We start from the raw sequence: 24,906 nt of genomic DNA, 5'->3' as shown, positions 1-24,906 counted from the left end.
GTATATCATTATCAGTTTACCTACTCTTATAGAGATTATGCTCTCTTCTAGCATTATAATATAATGCATTTTCAAAAGCAATATGATATCCTTATTAATCAGGGTTATATGTTATTAAAATTATTAAGTAATACTTATAACTTATGCTAATCGTTCTCCGTAATATCCTCTACGGATTTTACTACATCAACAATTTCATCTGCATATTCTGGGTTCGTTGCGGCAATCTTTGTGATATCCTTTTTCGCATTCTTAATCATATCTGTATTGTATTCTACTCTCTTACGAAGATTTTGACGCCTTACATTCAAATTATGTCTCACTTCCACCATTTCCTTGTCATCAATCAATGCAAGTGCCTGATGAATCCATATCGAAGGTGCCTGTATTTTATAACGGGTCAGTATTCCGATTAATTGTCTGTTATTAAAATCCAAATCAGCCGTATTTAGCTTATATCTCTGGCTTTCTGCCTTTGCTGCCAAATATTGCTCCCAAATAAACGAAAGTTCACGCCCGCCGCTGACATTATAGGTACTGCAAATATAGTCCAAGGCATTTGTAGCATTGACATATCTAATTTTCGTACTGTTTGACAAGCTGATTGCGCGATTAATTTTAAGGTCAACTTTCTTTAACTCTACTACATTGTATCTTATTTTTACAAAAATAGCAGTTGCAGCAATGGCTCCGCAAAATACAACGGCGGAATATCCTACTGATACCTTCAGATTAGTAATTGTCTGTAAAATAAATAACATTAGAAAAGATATAATAAATGTAAACAGTGTTATAATTGCAAGTGCTTTCATATTCTTTTGGCTTTTGACCGTTTCTTTTCTTAAAAAAATGAGAGATGTTTTTTCACCTTCCAAATATTTTAAATCTGTCTTAATTAAACTCTGCTCCTTTTCTCGTTCTTCCAAATCAGCCAATACGTGTGGAATATCCTCTTCATTTAATTCGATTTGAGAATATTGCAAATCGGTAATTTTAGCTGCCGCACTTTGAAAACTTTTTCTTTCATCACTAAGTAAAACAATTTCTCTTGCTAAATCAGAAACTTCTGCCTTGTTATTTAATGGCAACTCTTCAATTTGTTGAATATCACTCAAATAGGTCGTAACCAGATTATATTCTTGCTTTGTATCAGATAACTCCTTTCTTGCTATCTTTATTTGATCACAGCAAAATTTGACATACTGATCCCTTTGCTCTTTATTATTAATATTGATTTCCTCAAGCTTTAATTTTCTATCCTCCAACACTTGATCAATTTCATTCATTAACTGTTCCTGTTGTGTGTTTTCTCTTTTCTTAAATCTGTCAAAAAGCCCCATATTATCCTCCACTGTTGCAGCTTACTGCTGATTGCCGAAAGTCTGCATCTTACAATTCTCTCTTATGAATTAATGTTATTAAAGCTAATATACTCTTCCTTCCAATCAGCAAGCAGGCTTTCCAACCCCTTATAATATTGTGCAATCTGGTTTTCCTTTTTGTAATCAAGCACTTCGTTTAATTGGTCAAGTTTTATATTACATTCTGAAGATTCTATCATAGCCAAATCTTTTTTTAAAGCCTCTTCACAATCTAAGTCAAGAGCTTCCTTTATATCCTCTGTTTCCTCTTTTGGTGCCATAGCAACTGCATATAAAAACTGCTTATATATGTCTTGATTATTCCCAAATTCATAAGCTTGTTTAAAATAACGTGCTGCCTCTCTGAAATAAAACATTTTTGCATAAGCTACTCCTATGTTGTTTAATACTTTTTCCCTTTGACCGTATTCACAAAACCCATACAATTTCTTATATTCTAATATTGCTTCTACATACTTTTTGTTTTGCAAATAATGGGTTGCTCTTGCCAATGACTTTTCCCAATCACTTTTTTGGTCCATTTCAGTCAAAAGCTTATTTGTTTCCTCCATATCTCTATCAGAAATATATCCCGCATATTTTAGTATAATCATAATTAAGCTTTTGACATTTCCTCGATTTTTATTTAACTGCTGGACTAAATCAGTTAATTTAAGCTCTTTATCAATCCAATCAATCAGCTCATCGCTAATCATACTTTCTTCAATAAAATAGAGATTATCGTAGAGATAATAGCATAATTCTTCTATGGTATACAAATTAAGACTCATGCTTTTCATAAAGTATGGTTTTTCTGCTTTATTAGGATGACACAATATAAGCCTGCCCATTTTATCCCTTCCTTCTATAATTACAATAGTATCTCATGCTTCCATATTTTTTCCGATGATTTAAAAAATTCTCCAAAACCTAAATCTTTAATGATAGCTGTACCTATATTGGCACATTCAAATTTTACATAAAGCTGTACCCTTATCGTTTTATTTGGCCTGTTAGGCAATTCATGAAGATTAATAATGATATTACGCGTATCCTGATTATCAATTGGGGTAAACTTTAATTCAACACAAGATTCCTCATCTAGTATTAATTCACATTCCCCTTTTGCATCATACCAATTTTCACCCGCTGTTATGAGGGAATGATATTTTTTCTCCCCCTGATAAAAGACGTCCAAACCAACATTATACTTTATCTTATTTTCACTAAAAAACAAATAATTCTCAGTTTGCGTATCAATAAATTTGGCAGCCCCTGTGTAGCAGGCTCCTTTTGTGTACAGATTTTTGCCTTGAAAAACCCGTCTCCCACTGCATAAAAATCGTAGAGTCTCCTTAGATAAAGTACTTTCAAAGCCATCTCCACATAAAAATACACAAGAAATTATATTGACTCCAAAATAGTTCTTAAGTGCATCCTTGACAGTCTGGTCCAATTTCTTTCTCTTTTCTTCCTCTGAATCAGGTAAAAAGCTTGTTGGGGGCATTTCTATATCTTTAAAATTTTTCTTATCAATTGTAACAAATATAGGTGTTGTTTTTGTGTTGATTTTCAAATAATATGCTTTAAGATAATCTCTGCAATAATCCAGTAATACTACATCATAGCTCCATAGTTCCCTCTTTTGGTTCAAAGTATATTCTACAAAACTTTCATCATGACTCTGAATATAAATATGATCCTCACATATCCCAATTGCTTTTGCACTTTGTTTGATTGTGGCGGTTAAATTTCTATCTATATGCTCCAACGTAAATACAATGACATCCGGTATTTTTTGTGCAATTCCTTCATACGCAAAAAGGCTAAGCGTTTTTCTTATAAAAGTCTCAAGCAATTGAGCAGGAACATATTCTTTATCCTCAATAACTGTAACTTCATTATGTATCCCTTTATCTAATATGTCTTTAACAAGCAGCTCCTCACCATTTAGCGCTTTCTTAAGTGCCTCATCGCCAAAAAACCATTTATCCAGACCCTTTTTCTTTAATAACACGGTTGGTATCTGAAATCTTTCCTCACCTGCTGTCGTGCTGATCGTTTTTGGCTCAGCATTTGTAAAATTAAAATAGCTGATCTGTGAATAGTCATTGCATAAGTCATATCCTACAATCAGTTCTTTTTTTGATTTTTCACAACTATCCACCTATTTCTCCTCCTATATGCTCTTAAATAGCAGCTCTACCGTCTGAGAATTATATGCATATCGTTTCATCAGCTCCAGTAATGTTTGATCATCATTTAACTGCATTGCCACAGACATATCGTTTAACATATTATAACGACTCTGTGTACTGCATAAATCCATTTCGTTTTTTACTATAACGTGATTCTTAACTAAATGATCTGTATTATTTTCCTCTGTCATATAATATTGAATTCTTTCACCATAAAATGCCGTAAATTGCTTACTATAGATACCAGGGTATATTTGTTTCATTTCTTCAATTTTATATTCACCTTCACCCTTCAAATCCTCTCGAAAATAGTGAATCTGGACTTTATTATTTGAATCTGCTTGATATTCCACGATATATTGTCCTTCATAGCAGCAGGTTTCCAAAATCTGTTTTTCAAACTGATTATAGAATTTAAAATACATTTTACGATGCATAAATTCCTGTAAGGTTTTAATTACATACTCTTTGTTTTTTTCTGTTAAAACAGAATCTTGTGCAAAATGTTTTAGCAAAGCTAGTTTACAGGTATCGTTTTGTAAATCTTCGTTTTGCTGTTCCTTAGCGATGTACTCAAATATTTTATCACCTACTGTCTTATTAAAGACTAAATAACGGTATGCATAATAGGTTAAAAAAGCCTTTTCTATTTGAAATCTGGCACCCTTTATATAATAATATTCAAAAATTTTATCAATTTCCTCTATGTACTCATTCGTAAATAAAACCTGCAAAATTAATCTCTCAGAAAGCTCATAGGCATCTAAATCAAATTTAAACGCAGCAATCCAGATATCTTTCATTTTATTTGAAGTTCCATTAAAATATTGGACTAAATAGTTCAATATAGTATCATCATACTTCCTTGCTTGAAATACATAGACACACATTGATAATAAAATGGCATTTTCCTCATAGTCATTTATATCAATAAGCCTGCTTATTAATTTAACGAGCTGCTTTACTTTGATTTGTTCGCATCCATATTTTTGAATCTCTTCATACGCTTTTTCATAAAATCCTTTCATGATAAGATATTCTATTGCTTTGGAACGCTGAAAACCAGCCACACAGGCAAGATTCATATCTTTCATATAGATTGTCAAATTATCATCCTCATAGTGATCATAGCAATATTGAATGACAATACTTCTTAAATAGTTTTTATAGCTGTCTTTTATAAAGGATTCATCGATCAGCTCAGATATAATCTCAAGACATTTGTCCGTTATGTTGCTGCTGGCCACCAAATTCTGACAAATGTTGAATTTAATATTGATGTCTTCTGTGTCCAGCTCATAGCACCTCTTAATATAATATGCTTCATCTATCAAATTCTTTAATTCATACTCAATTGAATTTAAATACCTATTTCCTTCTCTATCCAGAAGCGCTATCTCATACTCCTTTGTGTAAAGATTAATATATGCAGTATTATCTATGACAGGGTATATTTTTTCTGTCTTCAAATGCTTATGAACTACCAAAACACTTTTAATATTGGGGTTTTTACAGTATAATTCACAGCCAAATAAAATTCCTGATATTTTATTTGCTATTTCCTTTGTCATTTGATTCAAAGACAGCATGGTATCATATATAAAAGCAAGCTGTTCATTGTTACGTTTCAACATCAACTGTTCTAACATAAATTCCTCAATATGACGGCGATAGCTTTGAAATAATTCGGGATATACATCTCTTTGCTTAATGACGCGCTCATAAAGCAAAGCACTTTTTTTGTATTCTAAATTATTGTAATATCCAAAATACATTAAGACCGGTTTTGGTATATTCTCTGTATTGTGCATTGGAATCGCATACATATAGTACTCATACAATCTTGTAATTCTTACATCCTGCTCAACACCCAGACTGTACCATTTAAAATACTTTGCCTCAGTTTTATTTCCCTTAATTAATAGACCACATATGGCACCAAGAATTTCCTTATCCTGATATTTTTCATATCCGTAAATTAAAATCTTGTATAAAATATGATTAAAATCCTTTGCTTTCGCAGATAAATTTGCAGTTTGTAATAATACTTCTCTAGATAAAACCTGATTCTTAGCCGCCCACCAAAGAACTTGCAATTCAAACCGATCAAGCTTTGCCAGTATAAACAGCTCTGCCTGCATCAATCGATAGGCTTCCACATAAATAATGGGACTCTCTCCTCCCAAATAATATTGTTCCTCAATTTTACTGAATTTTTGCAAAGTATCTGCCTGCAATGTAGTGTCCATGCATAATAATACCCATAGTATTTCCCAGCTTTTTTGCTTTTTATTATAAATATTTCTAACTTCATCTGTAATCTTGCTTAAATATTTCTTATCCTTATTCCAGAAAGTAGTAAGGTAAAGATAATAAACGTATCTTCTAATATCCTCTTTTATATCTTTTTTATTTTGCTCAAATTCTTTTAACAACTCATAAGCATCATAATTTTTCTTTTCGATAAATAGAAGCTGTGCCTTTAACAGCTTATATACTTTGTTATCTTCTTCTGAATCAATTAATTCATTCACATATTCCATGCAGTCTTTCACCCATGGATTTGTATTTGTTTTTTTGCAGCGAAAAGCAGTATAGAGCTTTGTTAATTCAACCAGACACTTTTTTCTCATCCTTGCCTTTTTTCTTTTCTTCCAAAGCTCCTTTTCATCCTCTGCCGATACGGTTACATGATAAACAATATTGCAATTAATCGTATTAAAAATGATTCGTCCAAAATTTCTGCCACTATGCAGCTTATCTTTTCTGATAATATATTCTAATGGATAACTGCTTCCTATAAAATCATCTGTAGTAAGAATATTATCATGAAGTTCAATAAACTCACTATCTGCATGTATTTTAATTTTTACATATCCCCAAGTACTTTTGGTAATGGTAATACTTTCTTTTTCATCTCCCGTAAGCGGTACAAAATTCTTTTCCTGTTCATTAATTTGAATTGAAATTGGATTTTTCTTATGAATCCCTATCAAAAACTCTTCCATACATTGTTCTGTCATTACCTCTCCTGCAGTAAGAGCGATATATAAGTTTTCATATCGTTTGTCATGATTAATAAAAATATTTCGAAATTCAGGTAATTGAAATACTTCAAATGCCTCATTCCAATTTAAGGCAGCCAGATTGGTAAAATGAAACAGATTATTTATTTTACCCATAGATGAAAGAATCACTTTCTTTTGAATATTCACAATAAAAGGAAGACTAAATTCGCCTCCATTGCTAATAATATAGAAATTACCTTTTATCGCTTCCCCCTCACAAATTCCCTTACTCAGAAAAAGAAATTGAATCGTTGCTTCTTTTCCGATAAACTGAGAATTTATACATTGCATTCTATATGTAGAGGTATATACAACCCCCTTCATCTTGTAAGAATTAGTACTTATTAATGTAAAACTGCCATCATAACAGTCATCTGCATTAAGAGTTATTTCTATTAATGGTGTAGAAATCTCGATTTTAGGCGTATTACTCTTAAAATCTCCTCGTTCAAGTTCCTCTACTCTTTCGCGCAAATCCTTCACCTGCTTTTTTATTAGTATCAAATTTTCTTTCTAATGTTTATTGTTTGTTGCTTTTTACAATAAAATAGATATAATAATTATAACACTATATCTACAGTTCGTGCAATATCCGACTTGTTTTGATACTAATTTACTATATAAGGAAAATTTTAAGAATTTTCCTTGACGGCTTTCGTCAGAAAGGAATTATTATGATTCGACATACTGATCATTTTCACGGCAGTGATTTAGAAAAAATCGAGACTGTCTATGGAATAAAGAAAGATGAAATTACTAGCTTTAGCGCAAATGTAAACCCATTGGGTGTTTCTCCCCTGTTGAGAAAAACCCTGTCTGATAAAATAGATGTAATCACCTCTTATCCTGACAGAGAATACCAAACTCTTCGAAAGAGAATTGCAAATTATGCCGGCTGTGAAGCTTCCCAGATAATAGTAGGAAATGGCTCTACTGAATTAATCTCATTATTTATTCAAATAAAACATCCTCAAAAGGCACTTATTATTGGCCCCACCTATTCCGAGTATGAACGTGAAATTTCACTTGGAGGAGGTACTTCACTTTATTATCCCTTAAAGGAGGAGGAGGATTTCAATATCAATGTTGAGGATTTCATAACTCATTTGCATGAGGGAATTGATTTGCTTGTCATCTGTAATCCCAATAATCCAACCTCAACCTCAATAAGCAACAGGCAGCTGCGACTAATCTTAGATTCATGTAAACAACATGATATTTTCGTTATGATTGATGAAACCTACGTGGAATTTGCTGATAATATGGACGAGATTAATTCCATACCGCTTACCTACTATTATAATAATTTAATTATCTTAAGAGGTATTTCTAAATTCTTTGCTGCTCCGGGACTTAGGCTTGGCTATGCCATAACCGGCAATCTGGATTTAATAAAGGAAATCAATAAAAGGAAAAATCCCTGGACAATTAATAGTTTGGCTGAGGTGGCCGGCACGATTATGTTCACAGATAAGGATTACATTGCAGCTACAAAACAACTAATTTCATCTGAACGGGCACGTATATACGATGCATTAAAGAAAGAAACAAAATTATATCCTTATAAGCCCAGCGCAAATTTTATACTTGTTAAAATAAAGAAAGACCACCTTACCTCACAAGACATCTTTGATGCTGCTATACGTAAACACCTAATGATAAGAGACTGCTCCACTTTTCCTTTCTTAAGCAATAAATATTTTCGTTTCTGTTTTATGCAGCCTGAAAAAAATGATGAACTGCTAGACTGTATTTTAGAAACGTTACATGATAACAGCAATTTCATAGGAGACAGAAAATGTATGATGTAATAATTATAGGTGCAGGTCCAACAGGCAGCAGTGCTGCAAGGGAATTGGCCAGCAATGGTTATCATGTATTGTTGGTGGAAAAATTTAAAATGCCAAGAAATAAATCCTGCTCCGGCGTTCTTATCAAAAAGTCAATGGATTTGGTTTTACAATACTTTGGCGAAGAAGTTCCTGCTTTCACCATGTGTCAACCGACGGATAATAAAGGTATGATTTTTACAAATGATAAAGGTAAGGAATACCGTTACGAACAAGAAGGGTTGAATATTTGGCGAAGTAGTTTTGACTGCTGGCTGGCTTCAAAGGCAGCACAAGCAGGTGCTAAGCTGCGTGATGAGACAGTGGCTTTATCTTGTGAGGAGCAAGAAAACGGTGTCCTTGTAAATCTAAAAGGTACCACTTCATATTCAGAAATGGCCAAATTAGTCCTTGTTTGCGATGGTGTAATAGGCTCTGTTAAGCGAAAGCTGATACATACACCTCAAAACTATATCACCACATATCAAACTTTTAACAGAGGTTTTATTGATTTAGATCGGCATTATTTTTATGCCTATTTACAGCCCAAACTTTCGGAATACGATGCATGGTTTAACGTAAAAGATGATTATCTTATCTTTGGGGTGTCTGTTAAGGATCCCCGTAATATAAAACATTATTACTCTGAATTTATGGAATATATGAAAAAACAATATAATGCCAAAATTACAGAGCAAGAAAAAGATGAAAGATGGCTTATGCCGCATATAATGCCAGGATGTCCTATTGAATATGGTTACAATAGAGTGCTGTTTGCCGGTGAAACAGCAGGGTTTCTAAATCCAATGGGCGAGGGTATCTATGCTGGTTTGGAAAGCGGTTATGCAGCCGCAAGAGCAATTGAAGAAATGGATTGGAATGACGATCTGAATCTTGAGGCCTTATATTCTTCATACAAAGCTAACACTGCTGTATTAAGAGATTATATGACTCGTCAATGGGATTTTGTTGGAAGCATGTCAGAAACATTCGGTCATATGAAAATACGATAGGATTCTATCAGAAACTTGAACTTATGCAAATTGCTTCCATGTCAGGCTCGACCAAAAAAATGCCCCATAATAATTGGGGCATTTTTTAAAACCAATGTGTAATTCCTGTTATTTCTTTTGCTTTTTTCATAATATCATCTTGATTTAGCTTCAAATAAAGTTCTAATTGCTTTACCTCATCCTCAGTAAAACCGTTTTGCTTTTCAATAATACCACTTGGAACAATGCCTTCCGCGTAAGCAGTCTCACTTTCAAAGGTTACTCTAACAATCTTCTCTTTTCCGCGTGATAAAATGCAGGAATGTGTCATCTTTAATTCATTATTAACATTTCCCATAACATCATTCCTCCAATTCATGATGTAATATTTTAATAGTGCCTAGAATAAATATCCAATTTGTCTATATTATTATACTATTAATTGATAAAAATCGCAAACAAATTATAATTTTTATTCATATTTTATTCACCATTTTCTAGTAACGTTAACAATTAATTCAATATATTATCACTATTTTAACACATTTTTTAATTATACTTAGTACATCAGTTAAAGCTAATCCCTTAATTTATATAGATAATCTTTTTCATATTTTTAAGGAAACTTGGTTTCCTTAAACTCCCTCCCCCCTAAAAAGTAACCGCCACGGTTACTTTTTTTATTTCATACGTGGAAAGACCTTGTTATAGTAACGTATAATAGTATTGAAACATAAGAACAAAGCAACTGTTTTCTGTAAAATTCAAATGGCATAAATTCAAAAAAGGGATTAGCAATCACTTTTGCCTCTCCCTTTTTTCTTGAATAAAATTAACCTGTCTCTAATCCGTAATAAGGGATACCAAATAAAAAAATCCCTTATCATCTTCATGACTTTCTATGATTTTTATTTCTACTTCATGCATTTCTTTTTTATCTTTATTCCATACGTTTTGCAGATACAGGCAATCTCCCCATGTTTCCTCAAAATTAGCATCCAGTTTTACTGTATGTTCTTTATCCCCATCGATGATAGCTTCTGCAACTGGTCGTGGTTTAGTAATCGATTTCAAATATTGAATAGAAATAACCGAAGCGTTTATCTTAAAGGTGATTGAATCTCCTCTTTTTCCTCCGATCCATCCATTTTTATACAAATCGAGCATCCCCATCTTTTCTCTGGTATCTACATGGAATCCATCTAATATTGGTACACTGTTTTGAATCTGATATAACTTTGCATTTTCATAGCGATTTGCTGTAAATGGTTGTTTGGGATATAGTGCCTTTATATCCTCAATATCTAAGTCCTGATAGACCGCTTCCAATAAAGCAGTTAACTCCTCTGCCAAAAGTGCATGTCCTTTATCATTTGGATGCAGGTTATCCTGCGTCATTAAACTCCGCTCCAGTGTTCCTTGTATAATCTGTGCATATAAGCTTTCTTTCATACTCACACAAGGAATCTGGTAATACTTTGCAATTTCATTATGATAATCTTGGGCATTGACTCCCGTATCATAAAATACATTGTTCAGTACTAAAACAGCAGGACTTTTTTCTGCTGCATACACTTTCCGGATTACTCCTTCATAGGTTTCCTGAAAAAATGAGGTAAATTCATCATTTACTGAAAAATCTACGACTACAAAATCTGGACGATACACCAAAACATCTCTCCATGCTCTTGCTGCTCCATAGAGTGAATTGGTCGCGCCGATCCCGCCATTGACATAATGGAACTTACTTTGTGGAAATGTCTTTGTCCACCATTCATATACCAAATAGGCATAGCACTTAGTTGGTGCAGTTGCAAGACTTCCCTGTGTAATGGAACCACCTATAAAACCAATCGTAAATTCACCGCCTTGCTTTGCCAACTTCATTAGTTTTTTTAATCGATACAGATTGCCTTGATAAACAATTCCTGAATTTTCTTTATGACTCATTCTTCTGCCTCCCATATCTTTTGTCCCAATGACTCAATAAACGCACTCAATTCATCAGACATCTCCTCTGCTTCCGAAATACGGATATGACCCGGTGTTCCGGCTGCGTTTCTGGTGTAAAGAAAATGGTAGAGATTTGAATCATTGACTTTTTGACATACCTCTTCAATTGCATCATCCCACTCTTTTGCATGATTTAAAATAGTTGTGGTCAAAATCAATACTGATTTTGGATATTTCAATCTAAGGTTTCTGATAAGCATCTCATAGTGTTCTTTCCAGTACTTTGCCTTAACTCCCTTTGGCTCTGCTGCCATATAATCCTCCGGGTGATTATCATTTTGTCCAATCGCTACGATAACTACATGTGGTCTGTATTTTGTAAAATCCCATGGTTTTACACTGCCAAGGTGTGGATTATAGTTAAGTTTATCATAAGTATCTTCCATTCCAATGTATTCCGGTGCGCAAAACCATCCGGTCTTATTCAGCAGTGAGATACCTCCCTGCGCGATATCATGAATCTCTGCCCCCAGTTTTCTAGCTGTCATCCAAGCGTAAGAATACCAACTGTTTGAGTATTCTCCATTGTGTTTTGGATCTTCTTTTCCAACATAGTCAATTGCTTCGGATACCTCCCCAGCAGACACACTGTCTCCATATACTTCGATTTTTTTCTTTGGCTTAGAATCTGCATGTTTCACCACACAGTCATCCTCTACAAGAAAGCCCAAAAAGGTAAACAGGTGACAAGCATCCTGCCTTTTAAAGAGTAATAATTCATGTTCCTCATTCTTTTTATCAACCGGAATCTCAATCTCCTCTTTTCCTTTCCTTGAAAGTAAAAGTTTTCCCTGCACGCCATCCAAAATATACCCAAGATAATTGTTCCAGCATTCATGGTGATTCTCTACGACTACTTTCAGTGTGTTTTTTGTAAAATTCATTTTTACCCAACTGCATGGGTAAATGAAAACAGGCGCATTTTTATCTTCAAAATCAATCCGGCCACTGTATTGCAAATGTGTATTTTCTGGTAATATCAGCATACGATTTCCTCCATTTGATGTCTGTCACTTAGTCTATCGGATTCCAAGTTCTGTGTCTTCTTGTCTCACAGCACTGTTATTCTTAATGTAATCTATAATTTCATCTAGTGTTGTGAATGCAAGACCGACGTAGCTGTCTGCCGCACCATAATAAACGGCAATCTTTCCACTTTTTGAGTCATGGATGGTTGCACATGGGAAACATACATTTGGTACAAATCCACGTTCCTCATACCACTCCTGAGGAGTCAGAAGAAAATTCTCACATCTATATTTCACTTTGGAAGGTTCATCAATGTCTAAAATTGCTCCACCAATTGAATAAACAAGCCCGTTACAGGTTCCAGTTACTCCATGATAAAATAAAAGCCAGCCTTCACTTGTCTCAATCGGAGCCGCACCTCCACCAATCTTTACAGACTGCCACCATTCCGGATTCTTGCCCATGACATGGCGGTGTTTCCCCCAGTAGGTCAAATCAGGACTCTCGCTGATAAAGATATCACCAAATGGTGTATGTCCACTATCGGAGGGTCTGGATAACATCATAAAGTTTCCATTTATTTTTCTAGGGAACAATACTGCATTCCTGTTAAACGGGAGAAATGGATTTTCAATTCTGGTAAATGTCTTAAAATCGGTTGTCTTTGCCATCCCGATTGCCGCACCGTAAAAATCCTGGCACCAGATTATATAATATGTATCTTCTATCTTTACAAGACGGGGATCATATGCATAAATCGGCATAAATTCTTTTCCACTCTCATCTTGAAAAGGAATTTTATTTTCATCAAAGTTCCAGTGAATCGCATCTTTGCTTCTTCCCAGATAGATATATGGAATTCCGTTTACCTGCTCTCCACGAAACACGCCAATAAATGCTCCTTCATAGGGAATCACTGCACTGTTAAAAATTCTTGCCACTTTCTCTGTGGGATTTCGTCCAATAATCGGATTTTTATCATAGCGCCAAATTGGAGCGCCCTTTAAGTCTTCTGGCTTATCCTGCCATGGTACATTTTGCACTGTTGGACTGTTCATTGTATATTTACTCATATTAATCCCTCTTACTTTCCGTTGTTTATCAGTCTTAAATTTTCTTTGATTATCTCACATCTTTGTGCCACACATTCTACGGAACGCCCTGGATCTTTGGGTGTGTGAAATACGTAATCAATCAATTTTTCTTTTGTTGTTGTTGCCACATGCATTCTCGTATCAGAGGAAGCATAGTAGATATAAACCTCTCCGTTATCCTTTGCAATGGCACCATTAGTAAATACCACATTGGATACATCTCCCACTCTTTCTTCTCCAAGTGGCGCAATTAAGAATCCAGAAGGCTCTGCAATCACCTTAGCGGGGTCATCAATTGCCGTTGCGAATGCATAGATGACATAGCGAAGTCCTGCTGCTGTATTTCTAACACCATGTGCAATATGAATCCAACCTTTTTCTGTCTTAATTGGCACAGCTCCGGCTCCGTTTTTAGCCTCGGTAATGGTATGATACTTTCTTTTACTGGTTATGATCTCTTCATCAATTACCGCATGTGTAATATCTTCGCATAAACCAAATCCGATTCCGCCACCCGATCCGGTATCAATAAAATCGTCCATTGGCCTTGTGTAAAAAGCATACTTACCATTCACAAATTCCGGATGCAGTACAACATTTCTTTGCTGCAAAGAGTGCAGCGTTTTAAGATTCTCTAGCCGCTCCCAATTTTTCAAATCCTTGGTTCTTACAATTCCTGCCTCTGCAACTGCTGCTGATAAATCCGACTGCGTCTTATCTTTACTCTCAGAGCAAAACACACCATAAATGTATCCGTCTTCATGCTGTGTCAGACGCATATCATAAACATTGGTTTCACTTAAACACGTATCCTCTAATAGAATGGGATAATCCCAGAAATGAAATCCGTCAATACCATGATCGCTCTCTGCGACTGCAAAGAATGACTTTCTGTCATTTCCTTCTACTCTTGCAACCAGATAAAATTTATTATTCAAATAAATGGCTCCGGCATTTAATACCGCATTTACGCCTAATCGTTCCATAAAGAACGGATTTGTCTCTTTGTTTATATCATAACGCCAGATAAGTGGAATATGCTGGTTTGTCAGAACCGGATCTACATATCTGTCATAAATTCCGTTATAAAAATTACTTTTTTGATTTTTCTTTTGAAATAGCTGCTGTTGTTCTTCTAATTTTTCGAAATATTTTTCATGAATCATCCTTTTAGTCTCCTCATTACCTCTAAACACATCCGACCATTGTGATAAGGACATTTCCACATGTTTACAATTCCTTTTTCTTTGTTCGAAATGCCTTGGTCATCCACTGACCAAAACCACTCTGAGCCTTTTCTGTAATCGATAAAGTTTTTCTTAATATAGTTCCAAATCGAGGTTGCTGCTTCGTAGTATTTTTTTTCTTTTTTATCTTTTTGATAACCGTTTAAAAACCCTATTACTGCTTCCGCTTGCACCCACCAGATTCTGGTTTTGTCAATTTCTCCATTGCAGCATTCATTGTACAAAGAATCCCCAGTAAATGCTGTTTCAAATATTTTTTCTGTTAGTGATGTTGTGATATTTATCATTCTTTGACTGTAAGATCTCTCTCCCAGTACCTCACATCCTCTGTCAATCAGCCATGCGGCTTCTATATCGTGTCCATAGGAGTTTAAATCCAAAATGCTTCTATATTTTTTATCAAAAAATACTTCTTGTCTCTTTAATATGGGATTATAAATTCGATCCGCTATAACATTTAATATAAAACGTAATCGATGTGCTACTTTATTGGTAAATTCAATGCTTTTATTCTCCTCTTTTCGTACACGGTATAATTCGGTATAAGCTTCAAACACATGAAGAATCGTGTTCATAGTCTTGTCTGCCATGACACCGTTTTCTGATAGCTTTTCGTTGTCCACTGGCATAAACCTGCGATCAAATGCTTCCATGTACCCATATGAGTCTGTACAATTATCTTCAATCAAATCAAACAGCTTTTCAGCCATTTCTAACGCTTTTTCGTCCTTACTTACTGCATAGTAGGAAGACAATGCATAAATTGCAAATGCCTGGCAATATGTATGTTTGGTCGTATCTGCCTGTATTCCATTGTAATGAACAGACCAGTAAACCCCCCCATATTCTTTATCCCAAAATGCTTCTTTCAAAAATCGATATGCATGTGTTGCACATTCTAACAGATGTTCATCCCCAAGCTCCCCATAAGTGTTTGCGAAAAACCATAAAATCCTGCTATTTAAGATGCCACCTTTATCCGCTTCTTTTTGAAGTGTTAAATCCCCATCCATCTGACCATAAAATCCGCCATGTTCTTCATCTTTCATATGAACCCAGAAAGGAATCATTCTATTTGTTAAATATTCTTTTATTTCACCAATCAACATCATCGCCTCTACTATCTCACTCTATATTTTTAAGTTTTTTTAACTCTGTATTTTCTATATTAAGATTCTTATTAACCTTTGACTGCACCTGCAGCAATTCCACTGTAAATCTGTTTTTGGCACAATAAGAATACGATTAATGCCGGCAGCAGTGAAATAATAACACCAGCACAAATTAAATTATATCTGCTTCCCAATGGTCCGGTAAAGCTGTATAGCGCAGTAGACATGGTTGCGTACTTTGATTTGTCCTGCAAATAAAGATTTGCACAGTAATATTCATTATAGACACCGACGCCTTTCAATATCAGACTGGTTACAATCGCTGGTTTCAACAACGGTAACAAAATTCTTCGATAAATAGTAAAATATGATGCCCCGTCAATGATAGCTGATTCATCCAAGGATATTGAAATATTTTCAAAATATTGTATGAATATGTAGATGGATATTACATCCGTTCCCATACACATAATAATGTATCCATATAAGGTATTGACAAACCCAAGCTTTGTCATAATTTCATACACTGCTACCTGCATAGCAATTCCGGGTAATAATGCTGCAAATGTAAATAAATTTCGAATTAATTCATTTCCAACAAATTTAAAACGATTTAATACATAAGCTAACTGTGTACCAATCAGTACTGATCCAAGCAATACAAATACAAGAATAATCACAGAATTTCGAAAAGCAAGCCCCATGTTTGCTTTTTGAAATGCATCTACAAAATTACTTAAATTTAACCAGTTAGAGGGAAAAGTCATTACATTCGTATTTTGGTATTCTGCCTCTGACTTAAATGCTGTAATCACGCAAGAAACAACCGGAATGATTGCGCAAAACGATACGAATAACAAGGAGGCATACTGTATAATTTTCCATATAATGAAACCTATACTATAATGCTTTTTTATTTTTTTCACGCTACATCACTTCCCTTCTGTTGTTTTAGCAGTTTTCGCTTTTGAGGTTTTACCTTTGTTTCCTTACTGCCGTCTTCCTCATTTGCATTTCGAAAAACAAATCGAAAAAATAGTTTCTGCAATATGGTACAGACAAAAATAATTGCCAGCAAAAATACAGCCATAGCAGACGCCAATCCAACTTTCTGATTCGTATGAGCGATTGTATTCATTACAACAAAGTATGTTCCTGTCCCATTTGCACCACTTGTAATCACATATGGTGCCTCAAACGCACTTAACGCGCCTGTTATAGAAAGAATAATATTTAACGTTACAATTGTCTTAATGCTTGGCAAAATAATATGCCGAAATTGTTGAAATTTATTTGCTCCATCTATCTGTGCAGCTTCATATAACGTCTCATCTACAGACATCATAGCACCGATAAACAATATCATATTCTGACCAAAGTATCTCCATACGGAAGTACCAACTAAAGACCAGTTATTGATCGACTGATCCTTTAACCAATAAGGCAAATTATCTATTTGAAAACCGCACCATTGCAATACTGTATCAAATACAAATCCTCTTGTGAAAAAGAATTTAAAGATAAAACCTATTGCAATACCATTAATCAAATAGGGAAAAAACATAGCTCCTTTAAAGAAATTGCCTGCTTTCACTTTAAAACTTAAAATAGTTGCAAGATATAATGCCAGTGCAACCTGAAAAACAGAGCCACACATATAATACAGACTCAGTTTTAATGCGCCTACAATATCATCTCTTTCAAATACCGCTTTGTAATTATTAAATCCAACAAAGGTTCTAGCACCAACATATTTCATTTTATAAAAACTATACTTTACCATTTCACAAAAAGGATAATAGGTAAATGTTAAAAGCAGTATAAGCGGTACCACTGTAAATGCAAAAATTACAACTGCCTGTTGCCCTTTTCTGCTCTTTATCCATTGACCAAATGTTTTCTTCTTTGCAACACTTCTTTGTGGCATACCTTGTTCCTCCATTTTTCTCATTACCATTGAAATTTTTATCAGGTTGAGAAACACTCAACCTGATAAATCTTGTTATATGGCAGAAACATTTTGTCATTGCTTAATACTTTTGTTCAATACCATTTGTCTCTTGAGCATCAGACCAAGCTTTGTTCCATTCACTCATAATATCATCGAAAGTTTTGTCTCCATTTGCTGCATGCTCTATAATAGACTGAACTTTTTGGTTTCCACCTGTATTTACCATTAATTCTGAGTCAGCATTCAACATATTGAAGAAGTCTTCTTCTCCTGATACTGCCGGCTGATCTTCAATAAACTCTACACTTTCAAACTCTGCATAGGTATCCGGAAGTTCATCATTGTCTTTATCAACAGTAATACCACCTTCATTCATTGCATAACCTGATTCTTCTGTCATCCATTTCACAAATACCATAGCTGCTTTCTGATTATCGGAGGAAGAATCTACATTAATACAATAACTATAATCGCCTGCTGTCGTCGCATATTGTTTTCCATCTATTGTAATAGGAAATGGCATATATCCAACATCATCTGGTTGATCACCAGCCTGTTTTATTTGTGAAAATGCCCATGAGCCAAGAACCATGCATCCAATTTCACCATTATTGAGCATTGCTTTGCTGCCTTCCCAGTCTGTCGTTGAATAGTCATCTTCTGTTAACCCATTTGCCACTGCATCATATAAAATTTTATATACGTTGTATGCATGTGTTCCATCTCCGGGGTCAGTAAATGGTGCTGCCGTATGTATTAATGTCTGATTCATATAATCCGTTTCACCAGTAGCAGCTCCACCAATATATGCATCCCATGCTCCCATAGTCCAGCCTGCAGCATAATTTGTATAAAGTGGAATTGCCTGCGTATTATCCTTAATTAACTGTAAGTCTTTAAGTAATTCTTCCGGTGTTGTTGGAAGTGCATCAATACCTGCTGCTTTAAAAACTGCTTTGTTATATACAATTCCATTTGCTGTACCATCACATGGAATTCCATATTCCTGCCCATCATATTCCCAAGCCGTAGCATATTTGATTTCTTCTTTCATGGTATCAAGGTCACCATATGACAAAAAGTATGTACTTAAGTCACTTTTATCCACAGCCGGAATGTACATAATGTCACCCCAATCTCCACCTTGCAGACGAATCAAAGCATTATCCGCATAGGCAGAATCTGTTTCAACTTCTACTGTGATATTGGGATAAAGTTTATTAAAATCAGCTACGTAATCTTTCCATTGCTTTCCTGAATAATCTGATTTTTCCATATCCGTTCTGCTATTATAGAAATGAATTGTAGTTTTTATATCTGTATAATCCTTACCCACCTCTATGTCCGCATATTGAATCGTTTCTTCATCTATATCCTTGGATGCACTTTTGTTACCATTTCCACAAGCTGCTAATGACAATGTCATAACCGCCGATAAAAATATTGCTAAAACTTTTTTACTCATATTTTCTTTTCCTCCTTAAACTAATTATTGATTATTTAACTTAATTACATTATAATCAATTAAGTAATTTAATCATCATTCATTCTTGCTATTAATCATTGATTCTTGATTATATTTGTCTTTTTGTTACTGTTTGCTAATTTTTATTCAACGTTTTTGTTAATTATGCATATATAATTTAAATTGCTAAAATTATTGTATACTTTTTAGCTTAACCACTAATTAATATATTTTGAATGCAAAGGAGAATTAATTTTGGATTTTATAACTCAATTTCACCAATCTGTCTCAGGACGAAAAATGATCAATATGAAAGCAGAACCAGATATACTCATTCCCAATATATACACGTGTCAATCTACAATTCAAACAAATTTATTAAAATTACTGGCAGGTGGCACCTGTCCTATTGATTATCCTTTTTCCTTTTCCTTTTCTCCTTTCACAGGCTTTCTATTTTTATATACTTTATCAGGCAGCGGCAAACTAAATTGCGAACATTTTTCTGCTATCATGACTGAACAAACTGGTATATTGTTTGATTGTACACATTCGTTCACTTTACAAACTGCAGTATTACCTTGGAAGTTTAAATTGTTCTTTATTAACGGAAATGATTGGGATTCATATCACGCTCTTTCTCCGTATCCGATAAAGCCTTTTTCTATTCCTGTACATTCTGCGTTTCATCAGAATTTATCAAAACTTTCTGGTATTCCCAATCAGTATTCTGATTATGATGCCATTATCATGCATAAAGCTTTAACAGATATCTTGTGTGATTTATACCTGGCAAATATACCAGCACCCACTCCTTCCTCTTCCATTCCTGAGTATCTGGTAGAGATGAAAAATCAATTTGATTATCATTATCAAATGAAGTTTTCACTTTCTAGTTTAGAGAATACGCTCAAAATCAATAAATACAGACTTTGCAGAGAATTTTCTAAATTTTATGGGATGCCTCCTTTACAATACTTAAACCAAAAAAGAATTGAAATAGCAAAAGAAATGCTGCTCACCACAGATTATAATATCCATGAAATAAGCAGCTATATCGGTTATGAAAATACAAATCACTTTATTAATTTATTTAAAAAGAGCACAAACCTTACCCCAAGCGCATTTAAACAAACGGTATTGGTGGAGCAATCTGCTTTGCACTCTCCCGTTCAATAAGTTTACCCGCAACTACAAATGTCCCGGTAGAATAGTTCTGGTTGTTTATTTTATGGAGGAGTATGTGAAGCGTCCGCTTAGCCATTTCAATCATGTCAATGGCATAAGTAGTAAGACCAATTGTTACAAATTGCTCACTTAAAAAATCATCAAAACCCACAACAGAAATATCCTCCGGTACCAGGTAGCCTGCGTCCTTTAATTTTCGCATCATAAAGCTGGCTGTCAGATCGCAGTTACAAAAAAACGCCGTAGGCATGTCCTTTGGCAAAGTAAATTTTGTTTCATAATTTAATTGCCCTGACTCCCTGTCTCTGTCGTCAATGAACCATTCTTCTTTCCACACTTCTCCGTGCTCCATGACGGATTTCAGATACCCCAGAAAACGTTCATCAATACTTGATGTTGCCAATCTTGTTCCAACAAATCCTATTTTTTTATGTCCCAGCTCAAACAAATAGTTGGTCATCTGATATCCTCCCTGTAAATTATTAAATACTACTGAATCACAAGCTGATCCTACATTGGATGCGTCCAGTTCTACTAATGGCAAGCCTAAATTAGAGGTTAAAAAAACAGAATACTTTTTTCTAAAACTTCCCATGATAATTAAACCATCAATTTTTTCTTCCTGAATAATCTGCGGTATTCTACACTCGTTTTCATCTTCCTCATTTACCACCTCTAGAATCATAAAACTCTTTTTTTGTTTTGCTTTTTGCATAATTTCCTGATATATCTTCCAATAAAAAGATTGATTTTCAGCTAAGTATCTCTCAGCAACCACAATCCCAAGAACATATATTTCTTTTTTTGCTAAGTCCTTAACTTTTGTCTTTTTTTCATATCCCATCTTTGCTGCTAATTCAAGAATACGCTTTCTGGATTCTTCACTTACCCCTTTTTGTCCGGATAATGCCTTTGATACAGTTACAACACTTACATTCATCTTCTTTGCAATATCTGCCATCTTCACTGTCCTACCCATTCTTGCACCTCTACTTTTTTACTTTTCAACGATTCTTTCACCATTCAACCATTTTAAAAATATTTTTGCATTTTGCATATTTTTAGCATTATTCGCAATTCCCACAACCGGGTTCTTTAATATAGTACCTAATTTTTTGTACTCGGCACTATCTGCGATGTTGACTCCATAGGGTAGAATTTCACCTTGTCCTGTTTCCTTATCTTCAAATGATATGTCATCATTCTCCTTGTATCCAGCCGCATAAAGAAATTGATTGGTATTTCTTTCTAATTCGTCCTCCTCCAATACAGTATTCAAGTCCTGCATGAATCCATACCCGGCAAAGGTTCGAATTACTTCTTCATTTGCTATCACAAGATCAATTTGATGGTTACTTAGATACACTTCCAACTTATTAAGACCATCTCCGTCGGTATAAAAGGAATCATCGATTGTTACAAAAGTACGGTCTGTCCCATTGTTAAAAATCTTTTCTAATTCCTGTTCAACCTTTTGTGTTTCTTCATCATTTAGAATATCATCGACTACAGCGACATATAATATGGATTCACTCTTATGTAATATATGCCAGCAAAGTGATACTACAATGGCTATTCCTACTGCGGTGCATAGGATTTGAAATAGATAGTAATCTTTAAAATATGTAATTTTTTGTCTGGTACTAAGAATTTTCCATTGATTTTTCTCTATTTTCACCTTTAGCTCCCTACTGTTTTCTTTACTATTGATAATCAGTATATCTGCCGAACTAAATTGTGTCAATACATTAAGCTAAATAGAATTATATTTAACCATTTATTTAATCTCTATAACTCTATGTATTAAGGGTATCATCATAGAAGCATTTACTAAAATAGTTCCCCTCCCTTTCCTGAATTTCATAAATACCACATTCCACTTCAAAGACATAGCCTTCTACACGTTTTTGATTACACTGATAGCATCCTTTTTTTAACGCAATGACTGCCTTAGCACCAAATGGGACTTCAAAATAATAACTTACTTTACCTTCTTTATCATACATCCACTCACTAATATAGGTTCCCATAGCAGTATTGAATAAAGCCTTTACAAAACCAAGTCTTTCATCGGGATGAGGGGCAAGAAGAGCATATCGAAATCCTGCCTCTTCCTCGCAGGGATTAAAACCACAGATATAACGATACATCCAGCTTTCGATACTTCCATAGCTGTAATGATTCAGGCTATTCATTCCCTCTGGGTTCATACTGTTATCCGGCATCACAGAATTCCATCGTTCCCAAATCGTGGTTGCACCAAGGTTCACGGCGTATAACCAACCAGGATAGTCTTCATTTAACAACAAATCAACGGCCAGCTTATGATTGCCCGTTTTGGAAAGTGCAGGACAAAGAACAGTTGTTCCTACAAAACCGGTATTTAAATGTTTTTTATTTTCAAAAATCAGATTTTTTAATTTTTGTCCTTCCTTTTTCTCTTGTTCTGGCATCAATCCAAACTCAATTACTAGAGCGGATGCAGTCTGCGTCTTGCAGATGCATAAACCGTTTTTATCAAAATAAGTCTCATGTATCGCTTTCTTAATTTCTTCTGCTAATGTCTCATAGAAAATGCTATCCTCCTCTAGACCAAGAATTTTTGCTGCTTTACCTACGATTTTGCTGCAATGGTAATAATAAGCGCTCGCTATAAATAACGCATTGGTTGCACCAAATGGTCCCGGCTTTTCATTGTCAAGTGCAAGCCAATCGGCAAAGTGAAAGCCATCCTTAACCAAATGCTTCCCCCCTAATGCTTCTTCCTTTTTCTTTTGATAATCCACCCACGCTTTCATTCCTGGATAGGTTTCTAAAAGCAAAGTTTTACTGCCATAATGCAGATAAACATTCCAAGGGATAATAACCCCCGCATCAGCCCAAGGGCAAGAACCGTGTTCTGAAATCATATCATGTTTTAATCTTGGAACTACATTTGGTACAGAACCCTCTAATATACTTTGCTCTGCACGCATATCCCACAAGTACTTCCGATAAAAGGCGGGCATATACATATTAAAGCAGGCCGTATCTGAAAAAATCTGTGCATCACCAGTCCATCCCAATTTTTCATCCCTTTGAGGACAATCGGTTGGAACATCTAAAAAATTATCCTTTTGACTCCACAATGCATTGGAAAATAATTGATTTACCTTTTTATGTCCTGTCTCTATCTTACCAATCTGATCAATGTCACTTCGTATGTGATATGCTTCAAAATTCTCTTTTATTATTGGTTCTGCGCATTCCACTTTCATATAGCGAAATCCAAAAAAGGTAAAGTGTGGTCGAACATGAGCCTTCTTCCCATCTGAAATATAAGTAAACTTTGCCTTTGCCGTTCGATAGTTCTCGTTGTAAAAACATCCCTCCTGCATAATCTCAGATGCAGTCAAACATATTATAGTATCTTTTGAAAGGTTACAATTGAATTCTACCCATCCGGTTATATTTTGACCAAAATCCAATACTTGTTCGCCTTTTTTGGTTTTAATTAATTGAAGTGGTTTTAATTTTTCTTTCTTAATAATCGGTAGGCTATATCGATCGGTTAAGGGACCGCATTGGATTGGTTCCCGTTCTACTACCTCCTGATAGTCGAACATCGCTTCTAATCTGGCATCGTAAAGCTCTCCGTCATAGATATTACTATCCATGATAGCAGACGGTTTGCACTGCCAGCTTGTATCCGTTCCCACAAACAGACTGGTTTTGTCTTCATATTCGATATGAAGCTCTTGTATTAGATAATAACTGTCACCATAAACATCCGTATAGCCGCCGTCAAAACCAAGTCTGCCTTTATACCAGCCTGCACCTAGCAATACTTCTATTTGATTTTTCCCTTCTATTAAGTATTTAGTAATATCGTAGGTATGAACCTGAAGATGAAAATCATACGAGTGATACCCCGGAGCAAGAAATTCATTTCCTACCTTTTTCCCATTTAGATATAGCTCATAGAGTCCAAGTCCGGTCAAATAAGTTCTTGCTTGTTTTACTTTTTTATCAATTGTAATTTCTTTATAAAAGCATGGGTGAATTTCTTTGTCAAATGTTGGTGAAATCCACTTAGCCCTCCATGCTTCCTTTAATTTACCGGTTTCAAACCAACTTTTTTGGCAGGCACTTTCCCCATTTTCAGCGGTCACTGCTACCTCCCAGCTATACCTGGTTCTTGGCTCTAGCATCAATTGTACTTGGTAGTCCAAACTATTTGCATTTTCATCTTTCCCACTGTCAAAAATAATATGATTGTCCTTTTTCACAATGATTTGCGCATATTTTTGCTTTTTCGCATTTTGATAATCGACTATAATCCAGGAAAAGCTAATTGTATCCATTGTAAAGCCAATTGGTTTTTCAATTTGATTGACTCTTAATTTTGTTATTTTCATTACATTCACCCTTTTCAATATA

The 24,906-nt window shown here is 34.8% G+C and carries 19 protein-coding genes; 3 read left to right on the top strand and 16 right to left on the bottom strand.

Features of this window, described 5'->3' with window-relative positions; genetic code table 11:
* Positions 1–146 precede the first annotated feature (146 nt).
* The 4 genes from C8E03_RS12725 to C8E03_RS12710 all read right to left on the bottom strand — a co-directional run bounded on the left by C8E03_RS12725 (position 147) and on the right by C8E03_RS12710 (position 7,101).
* On the bottom strand, positions 147–1,340 hold the full coding sequence (locus C8E03_RS12725) for a hypothetical protein (RefSeq protein WP_094376630.1): 1,194 nt from the start codon (positions 1,338–1,340) through the stop codon (positions 147–149).
* Positions 1,341–1,402: 62 nt separating this feature from the next.
* Positions 1,403–2,212 carry a hypothetical protein gene (locus C8E03_RS12720; RefSeq protein WP_110291211.1) on the bottom strand — a complete coding sequence of 270 codons (810 nt, stop codon included), beginning with the start codon at positions 2,210–2,212 and terminating at the stop codon, positions 1,403–1,405.
* Between the two features lie 20 nt (positions 2,213–2,232).
* Entirely contained in the window at positions 2,233–3,528 is a 1,296-nt protein-coding gene (locus C8E03_RS12715) for a DUF5716 family protein (protein ID WP_110291210.1), read from the bottom strand.
* A 12-nt stretch (positions 3,529–3,540) separates the two neighbouring features.
* The gene (locus C8E03_RS12710; RefSeq protein ID WP_110291209.1) at positions 3,541–7,101 is read right to left on the bottom strand and encodes a DUF5717 family protein; all 3,561 of its coding nucleotides are present in this window, start codon (positions 7,099–7,101) and stop codon (positions 3,541–3,543) included.
* Positions 7,102–7,301: 200 nt separating this feature from the next.
* Between C8E03_RS12710 and C8E03_RS12705 the strand changes: the two genes are divergently transcribed.
* Both C8E03_RS12705 and C8E03_RS12700 read left to right on the top strand, forming a co-directional pair.
* Positions 7,302–8,438: a pyridoxal phosphate-dependent aminotransferase gene (locus tag C8E03_RS12705; RefSeq protein ID WP_094376626.1), complete on the top strand. Its 1,137-nt coding sequence runs from the start codon at positions 7,302–7,304 to the stop codon at positions 8,436–8,438.
* Positions 8,426–9,469 carry an FAD-dependent oxidoreductase gene (locus tag C8E03_RS12700; protein ID WP_110291208.1) on the top strand — a complete coding sequence of 348 codons (1,044 nt, stop codon included), beginning with the start codon at positions 8,426–8,428 and terminating at the stop codon, positions 9,467–9,469. The genes C8E03_RS12705 and C8E03_RS12700 overlap by 13 nt, the downstream gene beginning before the upstream one ends.
* 85 nt (positions 9,470–9,554) lie before the next feature.
* On the opposite strand, the gene C8E03_RS12695 is transcribed toward C8E03_RS12700, so the two are convergent.
* The 9 genes from C8E03_RS12695 to C8E03_RS12655 form a co-directional block, all read right to left on the bottom strand.
* Positions 9,555–9,806: a hypothetical protein gene (locus C8E03_RS12695; RefSeq protein ID WP_181899182.1), complete on the bottom strand. Its 252-nt coding sequence runs from the start codon at positions 9,804–9,806 to the stop codon at positions 9,555–9,557.
* A gap of 485 nt (positions 9,807–10,291) precedes the next feature.
* Positions 10,292–11,398: an SGNH/GDSL hydrolase family protein gene (locus tag C8E03_RS12690; RefSeq protein ID WP_110291207.1), complete on the bottom strand. Its 1,107-nt coding sequence runs from the start codon at positions 11,396–11,398 to the stop codon at positions 10,292–10,294.
* Positions 11,395–12,447, bottom strand: coding sequence for an SGNH/GDSL hydrolase family protein (locus tag C8E03_RS12685; protein ID WP_094376623.1), 1,053 nt, complete (start codon positions 12,445–12,447; stop codon positions 11,395–11,397). Before C8E03_RS12685 ends, C8E03_RS12690 begins: the two co-directional genes overlap by 4 nt.
* Positions 12,448–12,480: 33 nt before the next feature.
* Positions 12,481–13,503, bottom strand: coding sequence for a glycoside hydrolase family 130 protein (locus C8E03_RS12680; RefSeq protein WP_094376622.1), 1,023 nt, complete (start codon positions 13,501–13,503; stop codon positions 12,481–12,483).
* 11 nt (positions 13,504–13,514) lie between these two features.
* Positions 13,515–14,690, bottom strand: a complete 1,176-nt coding sequence (locus tag C8E03_RS12675; protein ID WP_094376621.1) for a glycoside hydrolase family 130 protein — start codon at positions 14,688–14,690, stop codon at positions 13,515–13,517.
* Positions 14,687–15,880 (bottom strand): AGE family epimerase/isomerase, encoded by a 1,194-nt coding sequence (locus C8E03_RS12670; RefSeq protein ID WP_207657805.1) that lies wholly within the window; start codon positions 15,878–15,880, stop codon positions 14,687–14,689. Before C8E03_RS12670 ends, C8E03_RS12675 begins: the two co-directional genes overlap by 4 nt.
* A 71-nt stretch (positions 15,881–15,951) precedes the next feature.
* Positions 15,952–16,809 carry a carbohydrate ABC transporter permease gene (locus C8E03_RS12665; RefSeq protein ID WP_094376619.1) on the bottom strand — a complete coding sequence of 286 codons (858 nt, stop codon included), beginning with the start codon at positions 16,807–16,809 and terminating at the stop codon, positions 15,952–15,954.
* Positions 16,806–17,810 carry a carbohydrate ABC transporter permease gene (locus C8E03_RS12660; RefSeq protein WP_094376618.1) on the bottom strand — a complete coding sequence of 335 codons (1,005 nt, stop codon included), beginning with the start codon at positions 17,808–17,810 and terminating at the stop codon, positions 16,806–16,808. The genes C8E03_RS12665 and C8E03_RS12660 overlap by 4 nt, the downstream gene beginning before the upstream one ends.
* 103 nt (positions 17,811–17,913) lie before the next feature.
* Complete coding sequence (locus C8E03_RS12655) at positions 17,914–19,299, bottom strand: ABC transporter substrate-binding protein (protein WP_094376617.1); 1,386 nt, start codon at positions 19,297–19,299, stop codon at positions 17,914–17,916.
* 255 nt (positions 19,300–19,554) lie between these two features.
* On the opposite strand from C8E03_RS12655, the gene C8E03_RS12650 reads away from it, so the two are divergent.
* Complete coding sequence (locus tag C8E03_RS12650; RefSeq protein ID WP_110291205.1) at positions 19,555–20,478, top strand: helix-turn-helix domain-containing protein; 924 nt, start codon at positions 19,555–19,557, stop codon at positions 20,476–20,478.
* Here C8E03_RS12650 and C8E03_RS12645 read toward each other — a convergent pair.
* The 3 genes from C8E03_RS12645 to C8E03_RS12635 form a co-directional block, all read right to left on the bottom strand.
* Positions 20,426–21,466, bottom strand: coding sequence for a LacI family DNA-binding transcriptional regulator (locus tag C8E03_RS12645; protein WP_094376615.1), 1,041 nt, complete (start codon positions 21,464–21,466; stop codon positions 20,426–20,428). The genes C8E03_RS12650 and C8E03_RS12645 overlap by 53 nt on opposite strands.
* Positions 21,467–21,484: 18 nt before the next feature.
* A complete protein-coding gene (locus C8E03_RS12640) occupies positions 21,485–22,165 on the bottom strand; it encodes a hypothetical protein (RefSeq protein WP_110291204.1) in 681 nt (226 codons plus the stop codon).
* Positions 22,166–22,283: 118 nt separating this feature from the next.
* A complete protein-coding gene (locus C8E03_RS12635; RefSeq protein ID WP_110291203.1) occupies positions 22,284–24,884 on the bottom strand; it encodes an alpha-L-rhamnosidase in 2,601 nt (866 codons plus the stop codon).
* Between the last annotated feature and the right edge of the window lie 22 nt (positions 24,885–24,906).

The sequence above is a fragment of the Lachnotalea glycerini genome (genome assembly GCF_003201285.1).
GTDB classification, from domain to species: domain Bacteria; phylum Bacillota; class Clostridia; order Lachnospirales; family Lachnospiraceae; genus Lachnotalea; species Lachnotalea glycerini.
The sequence above is the reverse complement of the archived record's forward strand: the minus strand, read 5'-3'. Positions and strand labels throughout refer to the sequence as shown.